Source organism: Pseudomonas sp. AU12215 (genome assembly GCF_001675465.2).
Classification (GTDB): Bacteria; Pseudomonadota; Gammaproteobacteria; order Pseudomonadales; family Pseudomonadaceae; genus Pseudomonas; species Pseudomonas nitroreducens.
The window spans coordinates 1-24,710 of record NZ_MACM02000122.1 but is presented as its reverse complement, the minus strand read 5'-3'; the positions used below and the strand labels follow the sequence as shown (position 1 = coordinate 24,710).

The 24,710-nt window shown below is 65.3% G+C and carries 19 protein-coding genes and 1 other RNA gene; 11 read left to right on the top strand and 9 right to left on the bottom strand.

Features of this window, described 5'->3' with window-relative positions:
- Positions 1 to 4 precede the first annotated feature (4 nt).
- Together A9513_RS16035 and A9513_RS16030 are read right to left on the bottom strand one after the other, a co-directional pair.
- The gene (locus A9513_RS16035) at positions 5 to 1,588 is read right to left on the bottom strand and encodes an MFS transporter (RefSeq protein WP_065085056.1); all 1,584 of its coding nucleotides are present in this window, start codon (positions 1,586 to 1,588) and stop codon (positions 5 to 7) included.
- A 163-nt stretch (positions 1,589 to 1,751) separates the two neighbouring features.
- The gene (locus A9513_RS16030; RefSeq protein ID WP_037017040.1) at positions 1,752 to 2,675 is read right to left on the bottom strand and encodes a LysR family transcriptional regulator; all 924 of its coding nucleotides are present in this window, start codon (positions 2,673 to 2,675) and stop codon (positions 1,752 to 1,754) included.
- A 164-nt stretch (positions 2,676 to 2,839) separates the two neighbouring features.
- On the opposite strand from A9513_RS16030, the gene A9513_RS16025 reads away from it, so the two are divergent.
- Complete coding sequence (locus tag A9513_RS16025; protein WP_024763904.1) at positions 2,840 to 3,262, top strand: universal stress protein; 423 nt, start codon at positions 2,840 to 2,842, stop codon at positions 3,260 to 3,262.
- A 194-nt stretch (positions 3,263 to 3,456) separates the two neighbouring features.
- Here the strand turns inward: A9513_RS16025 and guaD are convergent, their stop codons facing one another.
- The 5 genes from guaD to A9513_RS16000 all read right to left on the bottom strand — a co-directional run bounded on the left by guaD (position 3,457) and on the right by A9513_RS16000 (position 11,166).
- On the bottom strand, positions 3,457 to 4,761 hold the full coding sequence (gene guaD / locus A9513_RS16020) for a guanine deaminase (protein ID WP_065085055.1): 1,305 nt from the start codon (positions 4,759 to 4,761) through the stop codon (positions 3,457 to 3,459).
- A gap of 59 nt (positions 4,762 to 4,820) precedes the next feature.
- The gene (xdhC, locus tag A9513_RS16015) at positions 4,821 to 5,672 is read right to left on the bottom strand and encodes a xanthine dehydrogenase accessory protein XdhC (protein WP_024763906.1); all 852 of its coding nucleotides are present in this window, start codon (positions 5,670 to 5,672) and stop codon (positions 4,821 to 4,823) included.
- Positions 5,673 to 5,864: 192 nt separating this feature from the next.
- Entirely contained in the window at positions 5,865 to 8,255 is a 2,391-nt protein-coding gene (gene xdhB / locus A9513_RS16010; RefSeq protein WP_065085054.1) for a xanthine dehydrogenase molybdopterin binding subunit, read from the bottom strand.
- Positions 8,248 to 9,711 carry a xanthine dehydrogenase small subunit gene (gene xdhA, locus A9513_RS16005; protein ID WP_065085053.1) on the bottom strand — a complete coding sequence of 488 codons (1,464 nt, stop codon included), beginning with the start codon at positions 9,709 to 9,711 and terminating at the stop codon, positions 8,248 to 8,250. The genes xdhB and xdhA overlap by 8 nt, the downstream gene beginning before the upstream one ends.
- 318 nt (positions 9,712 to 10,029) lie before the next feature.
- Positions 10,030 to 11,166 carry an alkane 1-monooxygenase gene (locus tag A9513_RS16000; protein WP_037008772.1) on the bottom strand — a complete coding sequence of 379 codons (1,137 nt, stop codon included), beginning with the start codon at positions 11,164 to 11,166 and terminating at the stop codon, positions 10,030 to 10,032.
- Between the two features lie 183 nt (positions 11,167 to 11,349).
- Here A9513_RS16000 and A9513_RS15995 point away from each other — a divergent pair, with 183 nt between their 5' ends.
- The 6 genes from A9513_RS15995 to A9513_RS15970 all read left to right on the top strand — a co-directional run bounded on the left by A9513_RS15995 (position 11,350) and on the right by A9513_RS15970 (position 19,980).
- Complete coding sequence (locus A9513_RS15995) at positions 11,350 to 12,009, top strand: GntR family transcriptional regulator (protein ID WP_024763910.1); 660 nt, start codon at positions 11,350 to 11,352, stop codon at positions 12,007 to 12,009.
- 33 nt (positions 12,010 to 12,042) lie between these two features.
- Positions 12,043 to 15,531: a chromosome segregation protein SMC gene (smc, locus tag A9513_RS15990; RefSeq protein ID WP_065085052.1), complete on the top strand. Its 3,489-nt coding sequence runs from the start codon at positions 12,043 to 12,045 to the stop codon at positions 15,529 to 15,531.
- A 299-nt stretch (positions 15,532 to 15,830) separates the two neighbouring features.
- Positions 15,831 to 16,721 (top strand): cell division protein ZipA, encoded by an 891-nt coding sequence (gene zipA, locus A9513_RS15985; RefSeq protein WP_065085051.1) that lies wholly within the window; start codon positions 15,831 to 15,833, stop codon positions 16,719 to 16,721.
- 87 nt (positions 16,722 to 16,808) lie between these two features.
- Complete coding sequence (ligA, locus tag A9513_RS15980) at positions 16,809 to 19,196, top strand: NAD-dependent DNA ligase LigA (protein WP_024763912.1); 2,388 nt, start codon at positions 16,809 to 16,811, stop codon at positions 19,194 to 19,196.
- A gap of 29 nt (positions 19,197 to 19,225) precedes the next feature.
- On the top strand, positions 19,226 to 19,528 hold the full coding sequence (locus A9513_RS15975) for an HU family DNA-binding protein (RefSeq protein ID WP_226046604.1): 303 nt from the start codon (positions 19,226 to 19,228) through the stop codon (positions 19,526 to 19,528).
- A 74-nt stretch (positions 19,529 to 19,602) separates the two neighbouring features.
- Positions 19,603 to 19,980, top strand: coding sequence for a hypothetical protein (locus tag A9513_RS15970; protein ID WP_037008766.1), 378 nt, complete (start codon positions 19,603 to 19,605; stop codon positions 19,978 to 19,980).
- 6 nt (positions 19,981 to 19,986) lie between these two features.
- On the opposite strand, the gene A9513_RS15965 is transcribed toward A9513_RS15970, so the two are convergent.
- A complete protein-coding gene (locus tag A9513_RS15965) occupies positions 19,987 to 20,346 on the bottom strand; it encodes a type 1 fimbrial protein (protein ID WP_065085050.1) in 360 nt (119 codons plus the stop codon).
- Between the two features lie 219 nt (positions 20,347 to 20,565).
- Here A9513_RS15965 and ffs point away from each other — a divergent pair.
- Positions 20,566 to 20,662, top strand: an RNA gene (gene ffs, locus A9513_RS15960) — signal recognition particle sRNA small type.
- Positions 20,663 to 20,723: 61 nt separating this feature from the next.
- On the opposite strand, the gene A9513_RS15955 is transcribed toward ffs, so the two are convergent.
- On the bottom strand, positions 20,724 to 21,446 hold the full coding sequence (locus A9513_RS15955; protein WP_024763915.1) for an ABC transporter substrate-binding protein: 723 nt from the start codon (positions 21,444 to 21,446) through the stop codon (positions 20,724 to 20,726).
- A gap of 152 nt (positions 21,447 to 21,598) precedes the next feature.
- On the opposite strand from A9513_RS15955, the gene dnaX reads away from it, so the two are divergent.
- From dnaX to recR, 3 genes are all read left to right on the top strand, one after another.
- A complete protein-coding gene (gene dnaX, locus A9513_RS15950; protein WP_065085049.1) occupies positions 21,599 to 23,776 on the top strand; it encodes a DNA polymerase III subunit gamma/tau in 2,178 nt (725 codons plus the stop codon).
- 37 nt (positions 23,777 to 23,813) lie between these two features.
- Positions 23,814 to 24,140, top strand: coding sequence for a YbaB/EbfC family nucleoid-associated protein (locus tag A9513_RS15945; RefSeq protein ID WP_017516839.1), 327 nt, complete (start codon positions 23,814 to 23,816; stop codon positions 24,138 to 24,140).
- 112 nt (positions 24,141 to 24,252) lie between these two features.
- Positions 24,253 to 24,710 (top strand): recombination mediator RecR (gene recR, locus A9513_RS15940; RefSeq protein WP_065085048.1); only part of this gene is annotated, 458 nt, incomplete at its 3' end.

Genomic DNA, 24,710 nt, shown 5'->3' with positions numbered 1-24,710 from the left:
CCTTTCAATGAGCAGGAACGACGGGGCGCGGCGGGTAGACCCGCAGCGGCATCAGGGGAATCAGGACGAGCAGGGCGGCGGCCAGCCAGGACATCGCCAGCAGGGTGTCGGACGCGGCGAGCACGCCGGCCTGACCGCGCACCTGCCCGGCCAGCCGGCTGACGTTCTCGGCGCCGCCCAGTTGTTCAAGGCGCAGGCCGAGGGCTTGCGAGGCGTTGCCCAGGTGGTCGACCAGGCGGTTTGAGTGGTAGTGCTCGCGCCAGGTCATGAGGAACGAGACGATGGCGCTGCCCAGCACTGCGGAGAAGCCGCGCACGCTGTTGAACCAGGCCGAGGCGAACGGCCCTTCGATGGGCGCGACGACGCTGGTGGCGGACATCAGCAGCGGCACCACGGCCATCGGCTGGCCGATGATCTGCAGCGCCAGCAGGGCGTAGAAGTTCTCCCGCGTCCACTCGCTGGTCAGCTGGCTCATGCCGAAGGCCGAGAGCCCGCAAAGGCTGATGCCGATGGCCAGCACCCAGCGGCAATCCACGCGTGGGATATTGCACAGCGCGGCCACCAGCGGCAGGGAGATCAGCTGCGGCAGCGCCACCAGCAGCGCCATTGGCGCCGATTGCAGCGGGCGATAACCGTGGGCCGAGGCCAGGTACGACGCCGGCACGCCGGAGCACGCGCCGAGCACCACCAGCACGCCGGCGAGGGTGATCAGCGAGTGGGTGAAGTTGCGCCGCTTGAGGATGTCCAGGCGGAAGAACGGCAGCGGATGCGTCCACTCGTTGACGAAGAACGCCGCCAGCAGCCCGGCGCCGCCGATCACCAGCAGGGTGATCAGGTCCGACTCAAACCAGTCCAGGCGCTCGCCCTGCAAGAGGCCGATCACCAGCATGAGGATGCCCGGCAAGCCAAGTGAAAGGCCCAGGTAGTCGAACTGACGCAAGCGTTCCAGGCGCAGCGGGTCCTGCGGGATGCCCCAGGCGACGGCAGCGAGCGCCACGGCGCAGAGTGGAATGACCTGCCAGAACACCCAGTGCCAGCCGACGAATTCGGTCCACAGCGCCGCCAGGGGCATGCCGAGATTGGGCGCGAAGGTGGCGGTCAGCGCATAGGCACCCAGGCCGTAAAGCTTGATACCCGGCGGCAGGAAGCGCAGCGCCACGGTCATCAGCATTGGCGGCATGCAGCCGCCGGCGAAGCCTTGCAGCAGGCGCAACAGGTAGAGCGTCTCGACGTTCGGCGCAAAGGGGCAGAGCAGTGCCAGCAGGGCAAAGGCGGCGATGGCGCCGAGGGTGAAGCGGCGCAGCGAGACGGTGACCGAGAACCAGGGCGCAAAGGCCATGGCGGCGACCTGCGCCGCCGAATACAGGGCGAGCAGCCAGGTGCCTTCGTCATGGCCGATGGACAGTGCGCCGCGCACGTCGGTCATGGCCAGGTCCGTGACCTTCTCGTTGAGCCCGGCGCTGAGGGAGGCGATCAGCACGCCGAGCATGCCGACCACGATGCGCAGGCCGAACGGCTGGGCAGCAGCTGGCGTGGCTGGCTTGGCCGGTTGCGGATGGGCAGCGGAAATCGGGGCGAGCGCGGTCATGGCCGGCCTCCACGGGGGTGGCCGATGCCGCCGCCGGCAGGCGGTGATGTGCAAGGCATAGGAATCAACTCGGGTATTTGCGACCGAGTCTAGGGAAGGTCGATAGCTGTGGAAATTGAAATGATTGCAGCTAATCAGTGCATTTGACGCACTTGTCGCGCGATCAGCTCAGCAGGCCGGAGCTCTCGCGCAATTCGATGCACACACGCTTCACCGTCTGCCGCAGCCAGCTGTGCGCCGGGTCGTTGTCGAAGCGCGGGTGCCAGGCCTGGAGGATTACCACGGATTTGAGCGGCAGCGGGATGTCGAACTGGCGCAGGGCGAAGCCCAGGCGGTCCAGGCGCCACAGCGAATGCTCGGCGATGGGCAGTACCAGGTCGGATTCCAGCAGGGCGAAGATCGAGGAGTGGAAAGTCGGCGCGGTCAGGCGGATCTCGCGGCGCAGGCCGAGGTTCGCCAGTTCCTCGTCGATCGGCCCGATGGCGCGGCCGCGGCGGGACACGCTGATCTGAGGAAAGGAAGCGAAGCGTTCCGGGGTGATCTCGTCGTCGAATATCGGGTGGTCGCGCCGCGCCAGGCCGACGAAGTTGGTGGTGAACAGCGTCTGCGTGCGGATTTCCGGCTCCAGCGTCGAGGTGGCGCCGATATAGAGGTCGATGCGGTTCTGCCGCAGGGCTTCGTCATCGAAGTCCGCTTCCGGGGCAATGCGCAGGCTGCAGCGAGGCGCTTCTTCCTTCATCACCGCCAGCATGCGCGAGGCAAAGCCGCCCACCAGCACGTTGTTGGAGCGCAGCACGAAGCAGCGCTCCAACTGGTCCATGCGCAGGTTTTCCTTGGCGTTGAACAGGCGCATGGCGTGTTCCACCAGGTCGCTGACTTCCTCGCGCAACTGCAGTGCGCGAGGCGTCGGTACCAGGTTGCGCCCGGCACGAACCATGATCGGGTCGCCCACCGCTTCGCGGATGCGCGACAGGGTGCGGCTCATCGCCGGCGGGCTGAGGTGCATGCGCCGCGCGGCGCCGACCACGCTGCCTTCTTCGAGCAGGATGTTGAGGGCGACCAGCAGGTTGAGATCGGGCAGGGCCATGGTGACTCCGAAGGATGGGCGCGTTGCTATTCATGTTCCATTGCGACGGGCTCGATGGGCAAGCGTGCGTTTGACGCAATGGTTAATTACGTTTTGCGTGCCTTTACGGTGCGCGCCCTGGCCCGAAGAATGGCGGCGGATTTCGTTTCATGAAGGAGAAAGGCATGTTCAAGCGGATTCTTCTGGCCATCGACGGCGCGGCGCAGTCGCCGCGGATCATTGCCAGCGCCGCCGAGCTGGCGCGGTGCAGTGATGCGGTGGTGCATGTGGTATGCGCCGTGGACCGCGCTTTCGCCATGCCGCGCCAGGATGCGCTGGAGTACCCGCCGGCGGAGCAGGAGCAGCACGAGGCCCAGGCGCTGGTGGATGATGCCGTGGTGCAGTTGCAGCCGTGCGTGGCGACGGGAGCGGTGGTGGCCGGTGATCCGGCGCGGGCGATCCTGCGCGAGGCGGAGCGGCTGGAGTGCGACCTGATTGTGATCGGCCATCGTCACCTGGGGCGCATCGAGCGCTTGCTCGATCCATCGGTGGGGCAGCGGGTGATCGAGCGGGCGCCGTGTCCGGTGCTCGTCGAGGTGCGGGAGTAGCGTACCTGTTGGCTCTGAGCCGTGCGAACCCGCCCAACGCAGCGCTCGACAGGCCAAGCGCGGATAGAGTCCGCTCCTGCGCTGGCCGGGGAGAGCGGCACCCCTGTGGGAGAGGGGTGTGCGAAACAGAAAGAAAAGCGGCCCCGGCGCCGGGTTGGTCCTGAGCGAGGACCCGGCGCCGAAGCCGTAAGGGGTCAACCGCGGCGATGCACGTTGCGACCGTGCGCGAAGGTTTCCTTCACGGTACGGTCGTCGCCGAGGATGACCAGTGCGAAGAGTTTCTCCTCCAGGGTTTTCGCCTGCTGCAGGCGGTAGTCCAGCAGCGGGGTGGCCTTGTAGTCGAGGACCACGAAGTCGGCCTCGTTGCCCTGGGCGAAGCTGCCGACCTTGTCTTCCAGTTCCAGCGCGCGGGCGCCGCCGAGGGTGGCCAGGTACAGCGACTTGAACGGGTCGAGCTTGATGCCCTGCAGCTGCATGACCTTGTAGGCTTCGTTCAGCGATTGCAGCTGGGAGAAGCTGGTGCCGGCGCCGACGTCGGTGCCCAGGCCGACTTTCACCTTGTGCTTCTCCAGCTTCGCCAGGTCGAACAGGCCGCTGCCCAGGAACAGGTTGGAGGTCGGGCAGAAGGCCACGGCCGAGCCGGTTTCCGCCAAGCGCTGGCATTCGCCGTCGCACAGGTGCACGCCGTGGGCGAATACCGAGCGCGGGCCGAGCAGGCCGTGGTGGTCATAGACGTCCAGGTAGCCCTTGCGCTCCGGGAACAGCTCCTTGACCCACTCGATTTCCTTGAGGTTTTCCGACAGGTGCGTGTGCAGGTACACGCCCGGATGTTCCTTGAGCAGGCGGCCGGCGGCGTCGAGCTGTTCCGGGGTGCTGGTGGGGGCGAAGCGCGGGGTCACGGCGTAGAGCAGCCGGCCCTTGCCATGCCAGCGCTCGATCAGAGCCTTGCTGTCGGTGTAGCTGCTTTCGGCGGTATCGGTCAGGTAGTCCGGGGCGTTGCGGTCCATCATCACCTTGCCGGCGATCAGACGCAGGTCGAGCTTTTCCGCAGCGCCGAACAGCGCGTCCACCGACTGCGGGTGCACGGTGCCGAACACCAGCGCGGTGGTGGTGCCGGCGCGCAGCAGTTCCTTGAGGAAGATGCCGGCGACGTCGGCGGCGTGGGCCGGGTCGGCGAACTGCTTCTCGGTGGGGAAGGTGTAGGTGTTCAGCCAGTCCAGCAGCTGCTCGCCGTAGGAGGCGATCATGCCGGTCTGCGGGTAGTGGATGTGGGTGTCGATGAAGCCGGGGGTGATCAGCGCATCGCGGTACTCGACCACTTCCACGCCGCCCAGTTGCGGCAGTAGTTCGGCGGCGTGGCCGAGGCGGGCGACCTTGCCGTCTTCCACCAGCAGGATGCCGTCCTCGAAATACTGGTAGGACTGCTCCACACCGACTTCGGCCGGGTCGGCGACGCTGTGCAGGATACTGGCGCGGTAGGCTTTGGCTTGAGTGCTCATCGATCTCTCTTCAGTCGTGTTTCGGGGCCGGGGCGCGTGCGGGCGCCGGGGCGGAAATTTCAGGCGCCGCTTTCGGCAGTGCGTGCACGGCGGCTCGTGGGTAACAGTTTGGCCACGGTGTTCTCGCCCTGGCTGGTCTGCTGACCGAAGGTGGCGTTGTAGGTGGCGATGACTTCGCCGGCGATGGACACGGCGATCTCCACTGGCAGCTTGCCCTTCACCTCGCCGATGCCCATGGGGCAGCGCATGCGCTGCACGGTGTCGGCGGCGAAACCGCGGTCGCGCAGGCGGTGTTCGAACTTGGCGCGCTTGGTATCCGAGCCGATCAGGCCGAAGTAGGTGAAGTCGTTGCGCTCGAGGATCTTCGCGGTCAGCTCCAGGTCCAGGGCGTGGTTGTGGGTCATGACGATGAAGTAGCTGCCGGCAGGCATTTCGTCGATCTCGTCGATCACATCCTCGTTGATCACACGGGTCACACCCTCGGGGATATGGCCGGGGAATTCGGCCTCTCGCGAGTCGATCCAGCGCACCTTGCACGGCAGGCTGGCAAGCAGCGGTACCAGGGCGCGGCCGACATGGCCGGCGCCGAACACGGCGATGTGCGCCTGGGGCTGGCCCATGGGTTCGAACAGCAGCACCGTGGCGCCGCCGCAGCACTGGCCGAGGCTGGCGCCGAGGCTGAAGCGTTCCAGCTTCGGCTCGCGCTCACGGGCCAGCAGCATCTCGCGGGCGATGGCCATGGCCTTGAATTCGAGGTGGCCGCCGCCGATGGTGTCGTAGATCTTGTCGGCGCTGACGACCATCTTCGAGCCGGCGTTGCGCGGGGTCGAGCCGCGTTCTTCGATGATGGTCACCAGCACGCTGGCTTCGGCGCGCTGTTGCAGGTCGGCGAGGGCACTGATCCAGTTCATCGTATCGAACCTCGGAGGTGGCTTTTTTGTAGGAGCGAGCTTGCTCGCGAACGGGTTTCCCGGCAGCTCTGTGGCTTGGCGGTTCGCGAGCAAGCTCGCTCCTACAATTTGGAGTTAGGGTGGGGCGCCGCTGGCAGGGCGGAGGACGGAAGTGGGGACGTCTCTCCCTGCCAGCGGTGCCCCATGGTCACATCACGCCGGCTCGACCTGAGCCGGTGCTTTCTCGGCCTGGGCCAGCTTCAGCTTGCGCATCTGCTCCACGCCCCAGAGCACGCGCTCGGGGGTGGCCGGGGCGTCGATCTGCGGCTGGGCACGGTAGTCCGCCAGGCTCGCCACGGCGTCCTTGATCGCGCAGAACACCGAGATGCCCAGCATGAACGGCGGCTCGCCGACAGCCTTGGAGTGGAACACCGTCTGCTCCGGGTTCTTGCGGTTCTCCACCAGCTTCACCCGCAGGTCAATGGGCATGTCGGCAATGGCCGGAATCTTGTAGCTGGCCGGGCCGTTGGTCATCAGCTTGCCCTTGGCGTTCCAGACCAGTTCTTCCATGGTCAGCCAGCCCATGCCCTGGACGAAGCCGCCTTCCACCTGGCCGATGTCGATGGCCGGGTTCAGCGAGGCGCCGACGTCGTGGAGGATGTCGCTGCGCAGCATCTTGTACTCGCCGGTGAGGGTGTCGACGATCACTTCCGAGCAGGACACCCCATAGGCGAAGTAGTAGAACGGCCGGCCGCGCGCCTGGCTGCGGTCGTAGTAGATCTTCGGCGTGCGGTAGAAGCCGGTGGAGGAGAGCGATACCTGGCCGAAGTAGGCCTGCTGTACCAGTTCCTCGAAGGGCAGGATCAGGTCGCGCACGCGCACCTGGTTATTGCGGAACTCGACGTCATCCTCGGTGACCTTCCAGTGCCTGGCGGCGAATTCCACCAGGCGCTGCTTGAGGATTTCGGCGGCGTTCTGCGCGGCCTTGCCGTTCAGGTCGGCACCGGAGGACGCGGCGGTGGGCGAGGTGTTGGGGACCTTGTCGGTGTTGGTCGCGGTGATCTGCACGCGGTCGATGTCGACCTGGAAGACCTCGGCGACCACCTGGGCGACCTTGGTGTTCAGGCCCTGGCCCATCTCGGTGCCGCCGTGGTTCAGGTGGATGCTGCCGTCGGTGTAGATGTGGATCAGCGCGCCGGCCTGGTTGAGGAAGGTGGCGGTGAAGCTGATGCCGAATTTCACCGGGGTCAGCGACAGGCCTTTCTTCAGTACCGGGCTGCTGGCGTTGAAGGCGCGGATCTCGGCGCGGCGCTTGGCGTACTCGGCGCTGGCTTCCAGTTCCTCGGTCATCTCCTGCAGCAGGTTGTGTTCCACCTGCTGGTAGTAGTGGGTGACGTTGCGCTCGTCCTTGCCGTAGTAGTTGCGCTTGCGCACGTCCAGCGGGTCCTTGCCCAGATGGCGCGCGACGGCGTCCATGATCTCCTCGATGGCGACCATGCCCTGCGGGCCGCCGAAGCCGCGGTAGGCGGTGTTCGACGCGGTGTTGGTCTTGCAGCGGTGACCGTTCACGGTGGCGCTGCCGAGGAAGTAGGCGTTGTCCGAGTGGAACATCGCGCGGTCGACGATGGAGCCGGAGAGGTCCGGCGAATAGCCGCAGTTGCCGGCCAGCTCGATGTTGATGCCGTGCAGCAGGCCGTCGTCCTCGAAGCCCACGTCGTACTCGACGTAGAAGGGGTGGCGCTTGCCGGTCATCTGCATGTCTTCAACGCGCGGCAGGCGCATCTTCGTCGGGCGGCCGGTCAGGCGCGCGATCACGGCGCACAGGCAGGCCGGAGCGGCCGCCTGGGTTTCCTTGCCGCCGAAGCCGCCACCCATGCGGCGCATGTCGATGACCACCTTGTTGAAGGAGATGCCCAGCACTTCGGCCACCAGCTTCTGCACTTCGGTGGGGTTCTGCGTGGAGGTGTAGACGATCACGCCGCCGTCTTCGGTGGGCATCACCGAGGAAATCTGCGTCTCCAGGTAGAAGTGCTCCTGGCCGCCGATGTGCAGGGTGCCCTGGATGCGGTTCGGCGCGGTGGCGAGCTTGGCCTCGGAGTCGCCGATCTTGTGCTGGTGGCTGTCGAGCACGAAGTGCTTCTTGCGCAGCGCTTCGACCACGTCGAGCACCGGTACCAGGTCCTCGTACTCGATGATCGCGGCCATGGCCGCCTTGCGCGCGGTTTCCAGGCTGTCGGCGGCGACGGCGATGACCATCTGGCCGACGTACTCGACCTTGCCGTCCGCCAGCAGCGGGTCGCCGGCGACCACCGGGCCGATGTCCAGCTGGCCGGGCACGTCATCCTTGGTGATGGCGATGGCGACGCCGGGGAACTGGTAGCAGGGGCTGACGTCCAGTTTGGTGATGCGCGCGTGGGCGCGGTCGCTCATGCGGGCGTAGACGTGCAACTGGTTGGGGAATTCCAGGCGGTCATCGATGTACTGCGCTTCGCCGCTGACGTGCTTGGGCGCGCTTTCGTGCTTGACGCTGCGGCCGACGCCGGTGGTGAGGTCGGCGCGGAACAGCGCGGTGAGTTCTTCCTGGCTTTGTTGCGGCTTATGCATAGTGGGTCACTCGGGTCACGGCCTGAGGGGCTTCCAGCTCCAGGAAGCACTTGCGCAGCAGGTTCTGCGCGGTGAGCAGGCGGTATTCCTTGCTCGCACGGAAGTCGGTGAGCGGCGCGAAATCTTCGCTCAGAGCCTGGGCGGCGCGTTCGAAGGTGGCGCTGTTGAAGGTCTGGCCGAGCAGCGCAGCCTCGCAGGCCTTGGCGCGCTTCGGAATCGCGGCCATGCCGCCGAAACCGGTGCGTACGGCGGTGATCCTGCAGTTCTCGACGGTGACGCTGAAGGCGGCGCACACGGCGGAAATATCGTCGTCCAGGCGCTTGGAGACCTTGTAGGCACGGAACGCCTGGCTGGCCTGCGGACGGGGGATGATCACCTGCTCGATGAACTCGCCTTCCTGGCGCGCGGTGACCTTGTAGTCGATGAAGTATTCGTCGATCGGCAGTTCGCGGCGTTCGGCGCCCTTGCGCAGCACCAGGCGCGCGCCGAGGGCGATCAGCAGCGGCGGCGAGTCGCCGATGGGGGATGCGTTGCCGATGTTGCCGCCCAGGGTGCCCTGGTTGCGGATCTGCAGCGAGGCGAAGCGGTGCAGCAACTCGCCGAAGTCCGGGTAGTCGCGGGAAAGCGCTTCATAGCAGTCGGTCAGCGGAGTCGCCGCGCCGATCTCGATACGGTCGTCGAAGACTTCGACGCGCTTCATTTCCTCGACATGGCCGACGTAGATCATCACCGGTAGTTCGCGGTGGAACTGGGTGACTTCCAGGGCCAGGTCGGTGCCGCCGGCCAGCAGCCGTGCTTGCGGGTTGGCGGTGTAGAGGTCGGCCAGGTCGGCGATGGTCAGCGGCAGCAGGCAGCGCTTGTCGCCGCTGTTGAGCTCGGCGGTTTCGTTGGGCGCGATGGCCTTGAGCTGGGCGATGATTTCCGGCTGGGCGACGTCGAACTGGTCGGGCTGCTTCTGGCAGCAGGACTGCTCGGCGGCATCAAGGATCGGGCGGTAGCCGGTGCAGCGGCACAGGTTGCCGGCCAGCGCTTCATGGGCTTCGGCCTTGCGCTCGTCGGCGGTTTCGCCCGCGCTGTTCTTCTGCAGGGCGAACAGCGACATGACGAAGCCGGGGGTGCAGAAGCCGCACTGCGAGCCGTGGCAGTCGACCATGGCCTGCTGTACGCCGTGCAGTTCGCCGCGGTGCTTGAGGTCGTCGACGCTGATCAGCTGCTTGCCGTGCAGCGAGGAAACGAAGGTGAGACAGGAGTTGAGGCTGCGGTAGCGGATGCGCTCGGCACCTTCTTCGCCCACCAGTTCGCCGACGACCACCGTGCAGGCGCCGCAGTCACCGGAGGCGCAACCCTCCTTGGTGCCGGTCTTGCCCAGGGTCTGGCGCAGGTAGTTGAGCACGGTGAGATTGGGATCGAGGCGGTCTTCGACGCGCAGCTCGCGATTGAGCAGGAACCTGATCAAGGCTTGCCTCCAGGCTGATTCTTGTTTTTGGTAGGGCACTGGATGGCGAATTTATGGAAAGCTGACTTTTGAGTCAATAAAATTTCTGTCCGAATAGTCAGAAAGTTTTTCCGGCAAGACAAGTGGTAGGGAGAGAGTGGCTTCTCGCAGTGGCGAGCTTGCTCGCGAACCGCCGTTGCAGACACGTGCGCCGTGCCGATCGACTGGCTTTCAAGGGGCGAAGAGCTTCGCGAGCAAGCTCGCTCCTACAAGGTCAGCGGAAAGAAAAAAGGCGGCAAGCCGGGGTAGGGCTTGCCGCCAAGGCGTGGAACTCGTCGATCAGGCTTGCTGGGTAGCGCTCAGCTGATATTCCTCACCGGCGTAATAGGCGCGCACCCGGCGGTCCATCACCGCGCGCCAGAGCGGCGGGAACAGCGCCAGGACGATCATCCCGGCATAGCCATTGGGCAATTGCGGGCTCTCGTCGAAGTGCCGCAGGACCTGATAGCGGCGCTTGGCGTTGGCGTGGTGGTCGGAATGGCGCTGCAGGTGGAAGAGGAACAGGTTGGTCAGCAGGAAGTTGCTGTTCCAGGAGTGCTCGTGGGTGGTTCGCTCGTAGCGCCCGGTTTCGAGGCGGCGCCGGTGCAGCCCGTAGTGCTCGACGTAGTTGACGATCTCCAGCAGGGTGAAGGCCATCACCGACTGGCCGATGAAGTAGACCGCGCCGATCCAGCCGAAGGCAACCGTGAAACCGACCAGGAACAGCGCGCTGATGACGTACCACCAGATCAGCTCGTTGCGCCAGTGCAGCGCCGGCAGGCCCTTGCGTTTGAGGCGCTCCTTCTCGAGCTTCCAGGCATTCAGGAAGTTGTGCTTGTAGGCGTGGGGCAGGAAGGCGTAGAGGCTCTGGCCGTAGCGCGAGGACGATGCGTCCTCCGGTGTCGAGACGTGCACATGGTGCCCGCGTACGTGCTCGACCTTGAAGCCCGCGTAGCACACCGCCGCCAGCAGCAGGCCGCCGGCGTTCTGCTCCAGCTCCGGGTCCTTGTGGATCAGTTCGTGGGAAACGGTGATGCCGATGGCGCCCATCACCGTGCCCACCGAAAGAATCCAGCCCAGTTGCCCGACCCAGTTCCAGGCGTCATAAGTGGCCAGCACCCAGCCGCCGTACACCAGCATGCCCAGCAGCAGCGGCACCGTCAGCAGGCTGAGGAAGCGGTAATAGCCTTCGCGCTCCATGGGTGGGACTTCCTCGATCTCATCTGGATTGGCCGGATCGCGGCCGACCACGAAGTCCAGCAGCGGGATCACCCCGAACACCACGGTGATCACCAGCCAGGCCCAGGCATTGGGATAGTTGCTGCCGTAGGACCACCAGTAGCTGACGGGGATACCGAACACCGGCACCAGCCAGATCCAGTAGCCGGCTTTCTTGAGACGCAACATCCAGGCAGGGGAAAGGAAAAAGGCGAACATGGACGACTCCCGATACGTCTCTTGTGTAGGATTGTCTGACAATCCTGCGCCTGATTCCCCTGTCAGACGCACCAACCTTTGTTCTGTCATCCTCCCAGGGCAGGGGATGGCGCGGTAACACCCTGTGTTACACTGCGCGTCCGCATTACCCCTCGAAAAGCGCCCCGATTCTTAAGGACAACCATGACGTTCAAGGCCCCGGACAGCCTGGCTGAGCAGATCGCGCATCACCTTGCCGAGCGCATCATCCGGGGCGAACTCAAGGAGCGCGAGCGCATCCAGGAACAGAAGGTCACCCAGACCCTCAATGTCAGCCGTGGCTCGGTGCGCGAGGCGCTGCTGATCCTCGAGCGCCGCCACCTGGTGGTAATCCTGCCGCGCCGCGGCGCCCAGGTGTCCGAGCTGTCTCCCGCCCACGTCGAAAGCCTCTACTCGCTGGTCATCGAGCTGTACATCATGCTCGCCAGCAGCGTGGCCCGGACCTGGCGCGAAGAGGCCGACCTGGCACCCTTCATGGCGATCCAGCAGCGCCTGCTGGACAACCTCGAGCGCGGCGACATCAACGCCTTCGTCGAATCCAGCTTCGACATCATGCGCGCTGCCTTCCCGTTCGCTGGCAACCCCTACCTGCAGGAAACCGTGGAAAATCTCCTGCCGGCCATCAGCCGCACTTATCATCTGGCCCTGGAGCGCCGCAAAGGCGAGATGAGTCAGTTCATCGGCAGCTTCGAAGACCTGCTGCGCGCGGTGGTCGGGCGCGACGAAGCCGGCATCCGCGCGGTGCTGCTCGACTACGGTCGGCACAACAGCCAACTGGTCCTGGCCGCTCTGGCTGAACGATAAGCTCGCTACTAGAAGAACAAGGGGGGAGGGCGCATGCGGCTCAAGTGCATCAAGCTGGCGGGCTTCAAGTCCTTCGTCGATCCGACGACGGTCAATTTTCCGAGCAACATGGCGGCGGTGGTTGGCCCCAACGGCTGCGGAAAATCCAACATTATCGACGCCGTTCGCTGGGTGATGGGTGAGAGTTCGGCGAAGAATCTCCGTGGCGAGTCGATGACCGACGTCATCTTCAATGGCTCCAACACCCGCAAGCCGGTGACCCAGGCGTCCATCGAGCTGGTCTTCGACAACTCCGACCAGACCCTGCTGGGCGAATACGCCAGCTACGCCGAGATTTCCATTCGCCGCCGCGTGACCCGCGACGGCCAGAACACCTACTTCCTCAACGGCACCAAGTGCCGGCGCCGGGACATCACCGACATCTTCCTCGGCACCGGACTCGGGCCGCGCAGCTACTCGATCATCGAGCAGGGCATGATCTCCAAGCTGATCGAGGCCAAGCCCGAGGACCTGCGCAACTTCATCGAGGAAGCCGCCGGCATCTCCAAGTACAAGGAGCGCCGCCGCGAAACCGAAAACCGCATCCGCCGCACCCAGGAAAACCTCGCGCGCCTGACCGACCTGCGCGAAGAGCTGGAACGCCAGCTCGAACGTCTGCACCGCCAGGCCCAGTCGGCGGAGAAGTACCAGGAGTTCAAGGCCGAGGAGCGTACCCTCAAGGCCCAGCTCGGCGCCCTGCGCTGGCGCGACCTGAACGAGCAGGTCGGGCAGAAGGAAAAGGTGATCGGCGACCAGGAAGTGGCCTTCGAGGCGCTGGTGGCCGAGCAGCGCAGCGCGGACGCCAGCATCGAGCGCCTGCGCGACGGCCACCACGAGCTGTCGGAAACCTTCAACCAGGTGCAGGGCCGCTTCTATTCCGTGGGCGGCGACATCGCCCGCGTCGAGCAGAGCATCCAGCACGGCCAGCAGCGCCTGCGGCAATTGCAGGATGACCTGCGCGAGGCGGAGAAAACCCGCCAGGAAACCGAATCCCACCTGGGCCACGACCGCACGCTGCTGGCCACCCTGGCCGAAGAGCTGGAGCGCCTGGCCCCGGAGCAGGAGATCAGCGCGGCCGCTGCCGAAGAGGCCACCGTTGGCCTGGAAGAGGCCGAGCAGCGCATGCATGACTGGCAGCAGCGCTGGGACGCCTTCAACCAGCAGAGCGCCGAGCCGCGCCGCGAAGCCGAAGTGCAGCAGTCGCGCATCCAGCACCTGGAGCAGAGCCTGGAGCGCCAGGCCGAGCGGCAGCGCCGGCTGAGCGACGAACGCACACAACTGGCGGCTGACCCGGAAGACGCCGCGATCCTCGAACTGGGCGAGCAGGTTGCCGCCATCGAGTTGCTGCTGGAAGAGTCGCAGATCGAAGAGCAGGAACTGGCCGAGCGCCTGGAGCGCGTGCGCCAGTCCCTGCAGGAAAGCACCTCTGCGCAGCACCAGGCGCAGGGCGAGCTGCAACGCCTGAATGGCCGGATCGCCTCGCTGGAAGCCTTGCAGCAGGCCGCGCTCGATCCGGGCGACGGCACTGCGCAGTGGCTGCGCCAACAGGGCCTGGAACAACGCCCGCGCCTCGCCGAAGGGCTGCGCGTGCAGCCGGGCTGGGAGCTGGCGGTGGAAACCGTACTCGGCGCCGACCTGCATGGCGTGCTGCTGGATGATCTGAAGGGGCTGCCGTTCGACGCGCTGGAGAAGGGCGAGCTGCGCCTGCTCGATCTGGCCGCTGGCGCCGTTTCCCGCCCTGGCAGCCTGCTGGACAAGGTCGAGACGAACGTCGACCTGAGCTACTGGCTGGGCCGCGTGCGCCCGGTCGAAACCCTGGATCAGGCCCTGGTCCAGCGCGCTTCGCTGGGCGACGGCGAGAGCCTGGTCAGCCGCGATGGCTACTGGGTCGGCCGCAACTTCCTGCGTGTGCGCCGTGGCGAATCCGCCGATGGTGGCGTGCTGGCGCGTGGGCAGGAGCTGGAGCGCCTCTATGTCGAGCGGGAGACGCTGGAACAGCGCCTCGCCGAGATCGACGAGCAACTGGTGCGCCTGCGTGACGAGCAGCGTCACGCCGAGGAAGGTCGTGACCAGATGCGCCGCCGCCTGCAGGACGAAGGTCGCCGCCAGGGCGAATTGAAGGCGCAACTGTCCGCGCAGCAGGCCAAGGTCGAGCAGTTGACGTTGCGCCGGCGCCGTCTTGACGAAGAACTGGCCGAGCTGGCCGAACAGCACGCCATCGAGCAGGAGCAACTGGGCGAAGCCCGGCTGAGCCTGCAGGAAGCACTGGACGCCATGGCGGTGGATACCGAGCGCCGCGAGTCGCTGCTCGCCGAACGCGACGGCATGCGCGAGAAACTCGACCGCATCCGCCAGGAGTCGCGCCAGCACAAGGACCAAGCCCATCAGTTGGCTGTGCGCGTTGGTTCCCTGCGTGCCCAGCACGAATCCACCCGCCAGGCGCTGGAGCGCCTGGACAGCCAGGCGGTGCGCCTGGTCGAGCGCTGCGAGCAGCTCAACCTCAACCTGGAGGAAGGCGCCGCTCCGCTGGAAGAATTACGCATGCGCCTGGAAGAGCTGCTCGACCGGCGCATGGCAGTGGAGGACGAACTCAAGCACGCGCGTCTCGCCCTGGAAGATGCCGACCGCCAGTTGCGTGACGCCGAGAAGCGCCGGACCCAGGCCGAGCAGCAGTCGCAATTGCTGCGCGGCCAGCTGGAACAGCAGCGCATGGAGTGGCAGGCCCTGAGCGTGCGGCGCAAGTCGTTGCAGGAGCAGCTCCACGAGGACGGTTACGACCTGCACGGCGTGCTGGGCACGCTGCCTCACGATGCCGCCGAGAAGATCTGGGAAAACCGCCTGGAGGAACTGGCCACGCGCATCGGCCGCCTGGGGCCGATCAACCTCGCGGCCATCGAGGAATACCAGCAGCAATCCGAGCGCAAACGCTACCTCGACGACCAGAACGACGACCTGGTGGAAGCGCTGGACACCCTGGAAAACGTGATCCGCAAGATCGACAAGGAAACCCGCAACCGCTTCAAGGAAACCTTCGACCAGATCAATGCTGGCCTTCAGGCATTGTTCCCCAAGGTTTTCGGCGGCGGTCACGCCTATCTGGAACTTACCGGCGAGGATCTACTCGATACCGGGGTGGCGATCATGGCGAGACCGCCGGGCAAGAAGAACAGCACCATCCATCTTCTGTCCGGTGGCGAGAAGGCCCTGACCGCTCTGGCGCTGGTATTTGCGATCTTCCAGCTGAACCCGGCACCGTTCTGCATGCTCGACGAGGTCGACGCGCCATTGGACGATGCCAACGTCGGCCGTTATGCGCGACTGGTGAAAGAGATGTCGGAGAAAGTGCAGTTCATCTATATCACCCACAACAAGATCGCCATGGAGATGGCCGACCAGTTGATGGGCGTGACCATGCACGAACCGGGTTGTTCCAGGCTGGTGGCGGTGGATGTGGAAGAGGCGGTGGCATTGGCCGAAGCCTGATCGCGCGGCAGAACTTGCAGCAGGCTGGCAAGGTGCCGTGTTGTGTGTCTAAGGTATTGATTTGATTGGGATAGGTCGCATTCTCAAAGCGAAGATGGGAAGCGCTATGAAAAGTTGCAAAGTGCGCGGCGGAGTGTCGCCATAGACAGTGTAAAGTTATGTGAGAGCGTGTTAGCTTAATGCCCACTTTTGTATCGCGTGGAAAACATCAGTCAGAACATGAAGTTGGCTCCACGTTTTCAAGGGATAGGATGTCCTTTTCTTCATCATCATTTTTTGTTCAGGGGCTACGGGATTAGATGGATATCGGTCTGCGCGAATGGCTGATCGTCATTGGGCTTATCGTGATCGCCGGCATTCTGTTTGACGGCTGGCGTCGCATGCGGGGTGGCAAGGGCAAGTTGCGCTTCAAACTGGATCGCCAGTTTGCCAACCAGCCCGATGACGGGGATGAAAGCACTCCTGAACTGCTCGGGCCTTCCCGGGTGGTCGAACACCGCGAGCCGGAACTGGACGAGGAGGACCTGCCCAAGGTCAGCGCCAAGGAGTCGCGCGGCAAGCGCCGTGGCGAACCGCGCCAGGGCGACCTGAACCTGGACGACCCGGCACCGAACCTGCTCGGCCCGCTGGACGAGGAAGATTTCCCGAACCCGCTGGACGAAGCGCCCCAGGAAAAGCCGAAGAAAGAGCGCAGGAAGGACAAGGAGCGTAGCGCTCCTGCTGCCCCGGCTGCCGCCTCTTCGGCGGCCCAGGTTCCGATCGACGAAGTGCTGATCATCAACGTCATCAGCCGCGACGAGGGTGGCTTCAAGGGGCCTGCGCTGCTGCAGAACATCCTGGAAAGCGGCCTGCGCTACGGCGAGATGGACATCTTCCATCGCCACGAGAGCATGGCTGGCAACGGTGAAGTGCTGTTCTCCATGGCCAACGCGGTCAAGCCGGGCACCTTCGATCTGGACAACATCGACCAGTTCAGCACCCGTGCCGTGAGCTTCTTCCTCGGCCTGCCGGGCCCGCGCCATCCCAAGCAGGCATTCGACGTGATGATCGCCGCCGCCCGCAAGCTGGCCCAGGAGCTCAATGGCGAGCTGAAGGACGAGCAGCGCAGCGTGATGACTGCGCAGACCATCGAGCACTACCGTCAGCGCATCATCGATTTCGAACGACGCGCCCTGACCCAGAAGCGCTAAGCTTTCAGCACGCTGCACAGAAGCCCCAAGCGACCCTTGGGGCTTCGCATTTCTACCTCAAGCAGAAAAAGCCGCCGAGATTCCCGCATGACCGATTCCCAGACCGCTGCCGAACGCATCGCCCAGCTGCGCAGCGAACTCGACGACCATAACTACCGCTATTACGTGCTCGACGAGCCTAGCGTGCCGGACGCCGAGTACGACCGCCTGTTCCGCGAACTGAAGGCGCTGGAAGCCGAGCATCCCCAACTGATTACTCCCGAGTCGCCAACCCAGCGCGTCGGCGGCGCGGCCGCTTCGGCTTTCGGCGAAGTACGCCACGAAGTGCCGATGCTGAGCCTGGGCAACGCCTTCGAGGAGCAGGATCTCATCGATTTCGATCGCCGTGTGCGCGAGGGCCTGGCCGATCAGCTGCCTTCCTCCGATCTGTTCGGCGGCGGAGCCGAGGTGGAATACAGCTGCGAGCCCAAGCTCGATGGCCTGGCGGTCAGCCTGCTGTACGAAAATGGCGTGCTGACCCGCGGTGCCACCCGTGGCGACGGCACCACCGGCGAAGACATCAGCGTCAACGTGCGCACCATCCGCAACGTGCCGCTGCGCCTGAAGGGCGAGGGCTGGCCGGCGATACTGGAAGTGCGTGGTGAAGTGTTCATGTCCAAGGCAGGCTTCGAGGCGCTCAACGAACGGCAGATGGAAGCCGGCGGCAAGACCTTCGCCAACCCGCGCAATGCTGCCGCCGGTAGCCTGCGCCAGCTGGATTCGAAGATCACCGCCAGCCGCCCGCTGGAATTCTGCTGCTACGGCTTTGGCCGGGTCGAGGGCGGCACGCTGCCGGGCACCCAGGTGGAGATCCTTGAGGCCTTGAAGGGCTGGGGTATCCCGATCAGCCGCGAGCTGAAGCTGGCCAAGGGTGTGGAGGGTTGCCGCGCCTATTACGAAGATATCGGGACGCGCCGCGACAGTCTCGCCTACGAAATCGACGGCGTGGTGTTCAAGGTCAACCGCACCGATTTCCAGCGCGAGCTGGGCTTCCGTGCCCGCGAGCCGCGCTGGGCCATCGCCCACAAGTTCCCGGCGCGGGAGGAGCTCACCGAACTCTTGGACGTGGAATTCCAGGTCGGCCGCACCGGCGCAGTGACGCCCGTGGCGCGCCTGAAGCCGGTCCAGGTGGCCGGTGTGACCGTTTCCAATGCCACGCTGCACAACATGGACGAGGTCGCGCGCCTGGGCCTGATGATCGGCGACACCGTGATCATCCGCCGGGCCGGCGACGTGATTCCGCAGGTCATGCAGGTGGTCACCGAGCGCCGCCCGGCAGACGCGCGCCCGGTCGCAATCCCCACCCAGTGCCCGGTATGCGGCTCGCAGGTCGAACGTACTCAGTTGGTGAAGCGCAGCAAGGGCAAGGAGTCGGTCAGCGAGGGGGCCATCTACCGTTGCGTCGGACGACTGTTCTGCCAGGCGCAACTCAAGCAGGCGATCATCCACTTTGTTTCTCGCCGCGCCATGGATATCGACGGCCTCGGCGACAAGATCGTCGAGCAACTGGTGGACAAGGGCCTGGTGAAGTCGCCGGCCGATCTCTACACCCTGACCTTCGAGCAGGTCATCGAGCTGGAGGGTTTCGCTGAAGTCTCCACGCGCAATCTGCTCGCTGCCATTGCCGACAGCCGCAAGCCGGCGCTGGCACGCTTCGTCTTCGCCCTGGGTATCCCGGACGTGGGCGAGGAGACGGCCAAGCTGCTGGCACGCTCCCTGGGCTCGCTGGCGCGCATCCAGAAGGCGCTGCCGGAGGTGCTGACCTACCTACCCGATGTGGGCGGTGAAGTGGCCTATGAGATCCACAATTTCTTCGATGACGAGCACAACCGCAGCGTGATCCAGCAACTGCTGGAGCGTGGCGTCGAGCTGCAGGACGAGGGCGAGGTGTCGGCCGAGTTCGCCGCCGTCGCCACCCTGGCAGGCTTCATCGACAAGCTGAACATTCCCTTCATCGCCGCCACTGGCGCCGAGAAGCTCGCGGACCGCACCGGCAGCCTCGACGCACTGGTTGCCCTCAGCCAGGACTGGCTGGACCTCAGCACCCTGAAAGGAGTGAACGAGAAGGCCAGGCAATCGGTGCGCGAGTACTTCGCCGATGCCACCCGCGTCGAGCGTGCCAAGGCCGTCGAGGCACAGCTGGCGGAGTTCGGCATGCACTGGCGCAGCGAGCGCAAGGTCGTCGAAGGCCTGCCGCTGGCGGGCCAGACCTGGGTGCTCACCGGCACGCTGGAGGCCATGAGCCGCGACGTCGCCAAGGAAAAGCTGGAAAGCCTGGGCGCCAAGGTGGCCGGCTCCGTCTCCGCCAAGACCCATTGTGTCGTTGCCGGACCGGGAGCAGGTTCAAAGTTGGCCAAGGCCCAGGAACTTGGCGTCGCCGTGATGGACGAAGAGCAGCTGATCAAGCTGCTGGCCGACCACGGCATCGGCGCCTGACACGCCTTCCTTCCAATCAAAGAATCAAGATCAACGCATCAAGGAGTCATTCCATGCCCATGACCAAGGACCAACTGGTTCGCGATATCGCCGAATCCCTCGACCTGACCCAGGCCGCCGTGCGCGGCGTGTTCGAGCAACTGGCGCAGATCGCCCAGGACGCCCTGGAGAACGACGGTGAGCTGACCCTGCCGGGTATCGGCAAGCTCAAGGTCAGCGAACGCGCCGCCCGTACCGGCCGCAATCCGCAGACCGGCAAGACCATCGAGATCGCCGCGAAGAAGGCCGTGCGTCTGGTGCCCGCCAAGGCTCTGGTCGACAGCCTGAACTGATCGGCAGGCCCGTTCGGCCTCTGCGTTGCGATGCAGGACGGGACGGGCCATTCCATTGGTTGACGGAGAGCGAGATGGACAAGGCAAGAAAGCAGCGCCTGCTCGGCGTAGGGGCACTGGTGCTGTTGTTCGGGGCTTACGTGGCCTGGACCGAGCGCCCGCAGATCGTCCTGCATTATGAGGCGCAGGGTGGTCCGGCGGTCAGCTACAGCTACAAGGAAAACGGCGAGGAAACCCTCGCGGGCGAGATCAAGCCTGGTGAGGCGCGAACCTTCCCGCTGCGCCTGTGGCGTTCCGGGGAATATCGCGTGGCCTTCCAGTTCCACCAGGGCGCGGAGCGCTACTCCACCTTCAGCACCCGTCCGGGCTACAGCAAGATGGACCTGTTCATCGGGCCGAACCTGGAAGTCTCTACCCAGCCCCGGCCCGAGGGCCTGCTGCAGGCGCAGTGAGACCGGTTACAGGTACTCGGCTACCAGCACGAGGTGACGCGTGCCTGCTGGGTCCTTGGCGCGAATCATCCCCGCGACGTTGCCGTTCGGTGTGCTGAGTTTTTCCACTGTGCGACCCTGGCTGTCGGTGAGTCGGTAATGCACCGCTAGCTGATTGCCGCGGGGCTCGTTCAGGTACAGGTCCACCGACTGTTTGCGCTGGCTGGCCGTCACCCGGCCGCTGGAGTTGGTGATGTCGCTCACGCCGATCTGGCAGGTAGGTTCGACGACGGCGCCGCGAAAGGTGATGGTGCCGCTGCTCGCCGCCTGCAGCGAGCCGCAGAGGGCAATGGCAAGTAGCGCGGTAGAGTTCACGATCAATCGCATTTGAACACTCCTTGCATGGGCGGGGACGCCCCGGGCGGGCGGACTTATCCATTGCTTCGGCCTGTGGCGAGGAAGCTTGAGTGGCCTGGCGGAAAAGCTCCCCAGGCTGCGATGTGGATCAAAGGAAAGAACGTAAGTGCTTGAAGTGCTTGTAACTTGCGCTCAAGCCGCTACAATGGCGCGGCTCGCCGGACTGGCGAGCTCTCGCGATGGTGGCCCTGTCGGTCCCCCCGCAACGATTACTCGCTTACCTGGTCAGGTCCGGAAGGAAGCAGCCAAGGCGGGGACATTGTGTGCCGGGGTGTGGCTGGCGGGGCCGCCTCCATTTCGGAGCCTGGAAAATGGCCCGCCTCGCGGCCTGTCGAGCGCTGCCCGTCTCAGCGGTAGTGATCCAGGATCTGCTCGATCTTCCCTGACGCCTTGATCTTCGCCAGCACCGATAGCACCTCTTCGGCGCGGACTTCGGGCGCGTCCAGCACCATGCACGACAGCGGGGTCTCCTCGATCACGCTGGCGGTTCTCAGGCGCTCCGCCTCGGGCAGATCACGGTTGAACCAGTTCAGCGCGAACTCGCTGCTGATCGCATATTGATAACGTCCGATGCGCAGCTTCTTCAGCACCAGCTCCTGGTTGCGCGCGTCGTCGCGGATCAGCCAGTGGCTGTCCAAAAGCGGCTGCAGGCGGGGGTAGTGATAGCCCAGCACCGTGCCGATGGACTGGCTGGGGAGGGTTTCGAGGTTTTCCGCAGGGGCGTCGCGGACCACCAGCAGGTCGCGCTGCAACATCAGTGGTGCAGTCCAGCGGTAGTCCTTGAACTCGTGCTCGATCCAGGTGCGCGAGACGTAGCAGCGCACGTCCACGGAGTGAGTGAGCAGCGCCTGTTCGATGCGGGCGCGGGGCACGATGTGGAACGCCGGCGTCCGTCCAAGCTCGCGGGCCGTCTCGTTGAACAGCTCGAACAGGATGCCGCCGGTCAGTTCGCCATTTTCGATCTGCGCCAGCGGCATCGCCCAGCTGTCGACCACCGAGAAGCGCAGGGGACGGTCGTCGGCCTGGGCGAGGGTGGCGGTCAGCAGCAGGGCGGTGGCGAGGAAGCGCATCAAGGCTCCGTTGATGGCAGAACGACGACACAATGCCGTGTAGCCCGGCCCTTGCCAAGATGCGACAACGTCCGGTGCGGACATCGAGTGCAATTTACGGTCCGCTTCGCTAGGATTAGCGCACTTCTGCTCACCTGTCGCGATGGATTTCAATGAGTTATCAGGTTCTTGCCCGCAAATGGCGTCCGCGCTCGTTCCGCGAAATGGTCGGCCAGACCCATGTGCTCAAGGCCCTGATCAACGCGCTGGACAATCAGCGCCTGCACCACGCCTACCTGTTCACCGGGACCCGCGGCGTGGGCAAGACCACCATCGCGCGCATCCTGGCCAAGTGCCTGAACTGCGAGACCGGCGTCAGCTCCACTCCGTGCGGACAGTGCTCGGTGTGCCGCGAGATCGATGAGGGCCGTTTCGTCGACCTGATCGAAGTCGACGCCGCCAGCCGCACCAAGGTCGAGGATACCCGCGAGCTGCTCGACAACGTGCAGTACTCGCCGAGCCGCGGCCGCTACAAGGTCTACTTGATCGACGAAGTGCACATGCTCTCCAGCCACAGCTTCAACGCCCTGTTGAAGACCCTGGAGGAGCCGCCGCCCCATGTGAAGTTCCTGCTCGCCACCACCGACCCGCAGAAGCTGCCGGTCACCATCCTCTCGCGCTGCTTGCAGTTCTCCCTGAAGAACATGCCACCGGAGCGCGTGGTGGAACACCTGACCCACGTGCTGGGCGCCGAGAACGTGCCGTTCGAGGACGATGCGCTGTGGCTGCTCGGCCGCGCTGCCGACGGCTCCATGCGTGACGCCATGAGCCTCACTGACCAGGCCATCGCGTTCGGTGAAGGCAAGGTGCTGGCCGCCGATGTGCGTGCCATGCTCGGCACCCTGGATCACGGGCAAGTCTACGGCGTGCTTCATGCGCTGCTGGAAGGCGATGCCCGCGCGTTGCTGGAGGCGGTACGCCACTTGGCCGAGCAGGGCCCGGACTGGGGCGGCGTGCTGGCCGAGATACTCAACGTGTTGCACCGCGTGGCCATTGCCCAGGCGCTGCCCGAGGCAGTGGACAACGGCCAGGGCGACCGCGATCGTGTGCTGGCGCTGGCCCAGGCCTTGCCAGCCGAGGACGTGCAGTTCTACTACCAGATGGGCCTGATCGGCCGCCGCGACCTGCCGCTGGCGCCCGATCCCCGCGGCGGCTTCGAGATGGTCCTGTTGCGCATGCTGGCGTTCCGCCCGGCGGATGCCGACGGCGCACCGAGGTCACCACTAAAGGACCTGGGGATCAGCAAGGCCACGGCTGATTCCAACCAGAGCCCAGTGGCCGGCGCCGCCGTTGTGGCGCCGGTTGCATCCATTGCTGCTCCGGCTGTTGCGCCTGCACCGGTAGTGCCGGTTGCTGCGGTTGTGCCTGCTGTTGCCGCGCCTCAGCCTCAGCCTCAGCCGGCTCCGGCTCCGGCTCCGGCTGCGCAAGCCGAACCAGCCGTTGCGCCGACTCCGGTTGTCCAACCTGTGCCTGAGCCGGCTCCGGTGGAGCCGGAAGCCGCCGTGCAACTCGAGCCGACGGTGCCGGCTGCCGAGCCGGAACAAGCCGTCGCCGAGGCGCCGATCGATCTGCCGTGGGACGAACCTGCCGCACCGGTTGCCGCGGCTCCAGCGCCAGTCGAGACTGCTGCACCTGCACCTGCACCTGCACCTGCACCTGCACCTGCACCTGCACCTGCAGTTGCCACGCCGGCACCGGTGGAAGCGCCTGCGCCCAAGGTCGAAGAGCCGGCCCCGATAATCGCCGAAGTTCCGGCCGAGGACGACGACCGCGATGACGAGCCGCCGCCCGCCGAGGACTACTACGAAGTCGACATGGAGTCCTACGGCTACCTCGAGAACGAGGCGCCGCAGGAGCAGGCCGAGCCCGAACCCGAGCCCGCCGCCATGCCGGCAACCGGTCTGGCTGCCGAGTGGCTGGACCTGTTCCCGCGCCTGGGCCTGGCCGGCCTGACGGCCAGCATCGGCGCCAACTGCACGCTGGTCGCCGTCGAGGGCGATACCTGGCACCTGCACCTGGATCCGGGCCAGAGCGCGCTGTTCAACGCGACCCAGCAGCGTCGCCTGAACGATGCGCTGAACCAGTTCCACGGTCGTACGCTGACCCTGCAGGTGACCCAGCAGAAGCCCGAGCAGGAAACCCCGGCCCAGGCCGCCGCGCGCAAACGTGCCGAGCGCCAGCGCCAGGCCGAGGCGTCGATCGCCGCCGACCCTTATGTGCTACAGATGAAGCAACAGTTCGCCGCGGTCGTCCGCGACGGTACTATCGAACCCCTGGAGGCCAAGGCTTGAGCCTGGGTCGACGACTGAACGAATCGAGGAACTCGACATGATGAAAGGTGGCATGGCCGGCCTGATGAAGCAGGCCCAGCAGATGCAGGAAAAGATGCAGAAGATGCAGGAAGAGCTGGCCAACGCCGAAGTGACCGGTCAATCCGGCGCCGGCCTGGTGAGCGTGGTGATGACCGGTCGCCACGACGTCAAGCGCGTCTCCCTGGATGACAGCCTGATGCAGGAAGACAAGGAAATCCTCGAGGACCTGATCGCCGCCGCGGTGAACGACGCCGTGCGCAAGATCGAGCAGAACAACCAGGAGAAGATGTCCGGCATGACCGCTGGCATGCAATTGCCGCCCGGCTTCAAAATGCCTTTCTAATCCAGGCTCTGCCCCTGTAGGAGCGAGCTTGCTCGCGAACGCTGCCTGGCAGGGTTCGCGAGCAGGCTCGCTCCTACAGTCGTTCTAACCTCCGGAAATTCGAGACCGTCCCATGAGCTTCACGCCGCTGATCCGCCAACTGATCGACGCCCTGCGCACCCTGCCCGGAGTGGGGCAGAAGAGTGCCCAGCGCATGGCGCTGCAGCTGCTGGAGCGTGACCGCAGCGGCGGCCTGCGCCTGGCGCAGGCGCTGACCCAGGCGATGGAAGGCGTTGGCCACTGCAAGCAGTGCCGTACGCTGTCGGAAGACGAGTTCTGCCCGCAGTGCACCGACCCGCGCCGCGATGACAGCCTGCTGTGCGTGGTGGAAGGGCCGCTGGACGTGTTTGCTGTCGAGCAGACCGGTTATCGCGGCCGCTACTTCGTGCTCAAGGGACACCTGTCGCCGCTGGATGGCCTGGGCCCGGAAGCCATCGGCATTCCTGAGCTTGAGGCGCGAATCAAGGCCGGCAGTTTCAGCGAGATCATTCTCGCCACCAACCCCACGGTGGAAGGCGAGGMGATCGGAAG

Excerpts from the sequence above, each read along its gene's own strand:
- A9513_RS15995 (WP_024763910.1), top strand. The coding sequence starts at position 11,350 with ATGACGTTCAAGGCCCCGGACAGCCTGGCTGAGCAGATCGCGCATCAC.
- A9513_RS15955 (WP_024763915.1), bottom strand. The coding sequence starts at position 21,446 with ATGCGCTTCCTCGCCACCGCCCTGCTGCTGACCGCCACCCTCGCCCAG.
- A9513_RS15970 (WP_037008766.1), top strand. The coding sequence starts at position 19,603 with ATGGACAAGGCAAGAAAGCAGCGCCTGCTCGGCGTAGGGGCACTGGTG.
- A9513_RS16035 (WP_065085056.1), bottom strand. The coding sequence starts at position 1,588 with ATGACCGCGCTCGCCCCGATTTCCGCTGCCCATCCGCAACCGGCCAAG.
- A9513_RS15965 (WP_065085050.1), bottom strand. The coding sequence starts at position 20,346 with ATGCGATTGATCGTGAACTCTACCGCGCTACTTGCCATTGCCCTCTGC.
- ligA (WP_024763912.1), top strand. The coding sequence starts at position 16,809 with ATGACCGATTCCCAGACCGCTGCCGAACGCATCGCCCAGCTGCGCAGC.
- A9513_RS16025 (WP_024763904.1), top strand. The coding sequence starts at position 2,840 with ATGTTCAAGCGGATTCTTCTGGCCATCGACGGCGCGGCGCAGTCGCCG.
- xdhC (WP_024763906.1), bottom strand. The coding sequence starts at position 5,672 with ATGAACTGGATCAGTGCCCTCGCCGACCTGCAACAGCGCGCCGAAGCC.
- xdhB (WP_065085054.1), bottom strand. The coding sequence starts at position 8,255 with ATGCATAAGCCGCAACAAAGCCAGGAAGAACTCACCGCGCTGTTCCGC.
- guaD (WP_065085055.1), bottom strand. The coding sequence starts at position 4,761 with ATGAGCACTCAAGCCAAAGCCTACCGCGCCAGTATCCTGCACAGCGTC.
- A9513_RS16000 (WP_037008772.1), bottom strand. The coding sequence starts at position 11,166 with ATGTTCGCCTTTTTCCTTTCCCCTGCCTGGATGTTGCGTCTCAAGAAA.
- dnaX (WP_065085049.1), top strand. The coding sequence starts at position 21,599 with ATGAGTTATCAGGTTCTTGCCCGCAAATGGCGTCCGCGCTCGTTCCGC.
- A9513_RS16030 (WP_037017040.1), bottom strand. The coding sequence starts at position 2,675 with ATGGCCCTGCCCGATCTCAACCTGCTGGTCGCCCTCAACATCCTGCTC.
- zipA (WP_065085051.1), top strand. The coding sequence starts at position 15,831 with ATGGATATCGGTCTGCGCGAATGGCTGATCGTCATTGGGCTTATCGTG.
- smc (WP_065085052.1), top strand. The coding sequence starts at position 12,043 with ATGCGGCTCAAGTGCATCAAGCTGGCGGGCTTCAAGTCCTTCGTCGAT.
- A9513_RS15945 (WP_017516839.1), top strand. The coding sequence starts at position 23,814 with ATGATGAAAGGTGGCATGGCCGGCCTGATGAAGCAGGCCCAGCAGATG.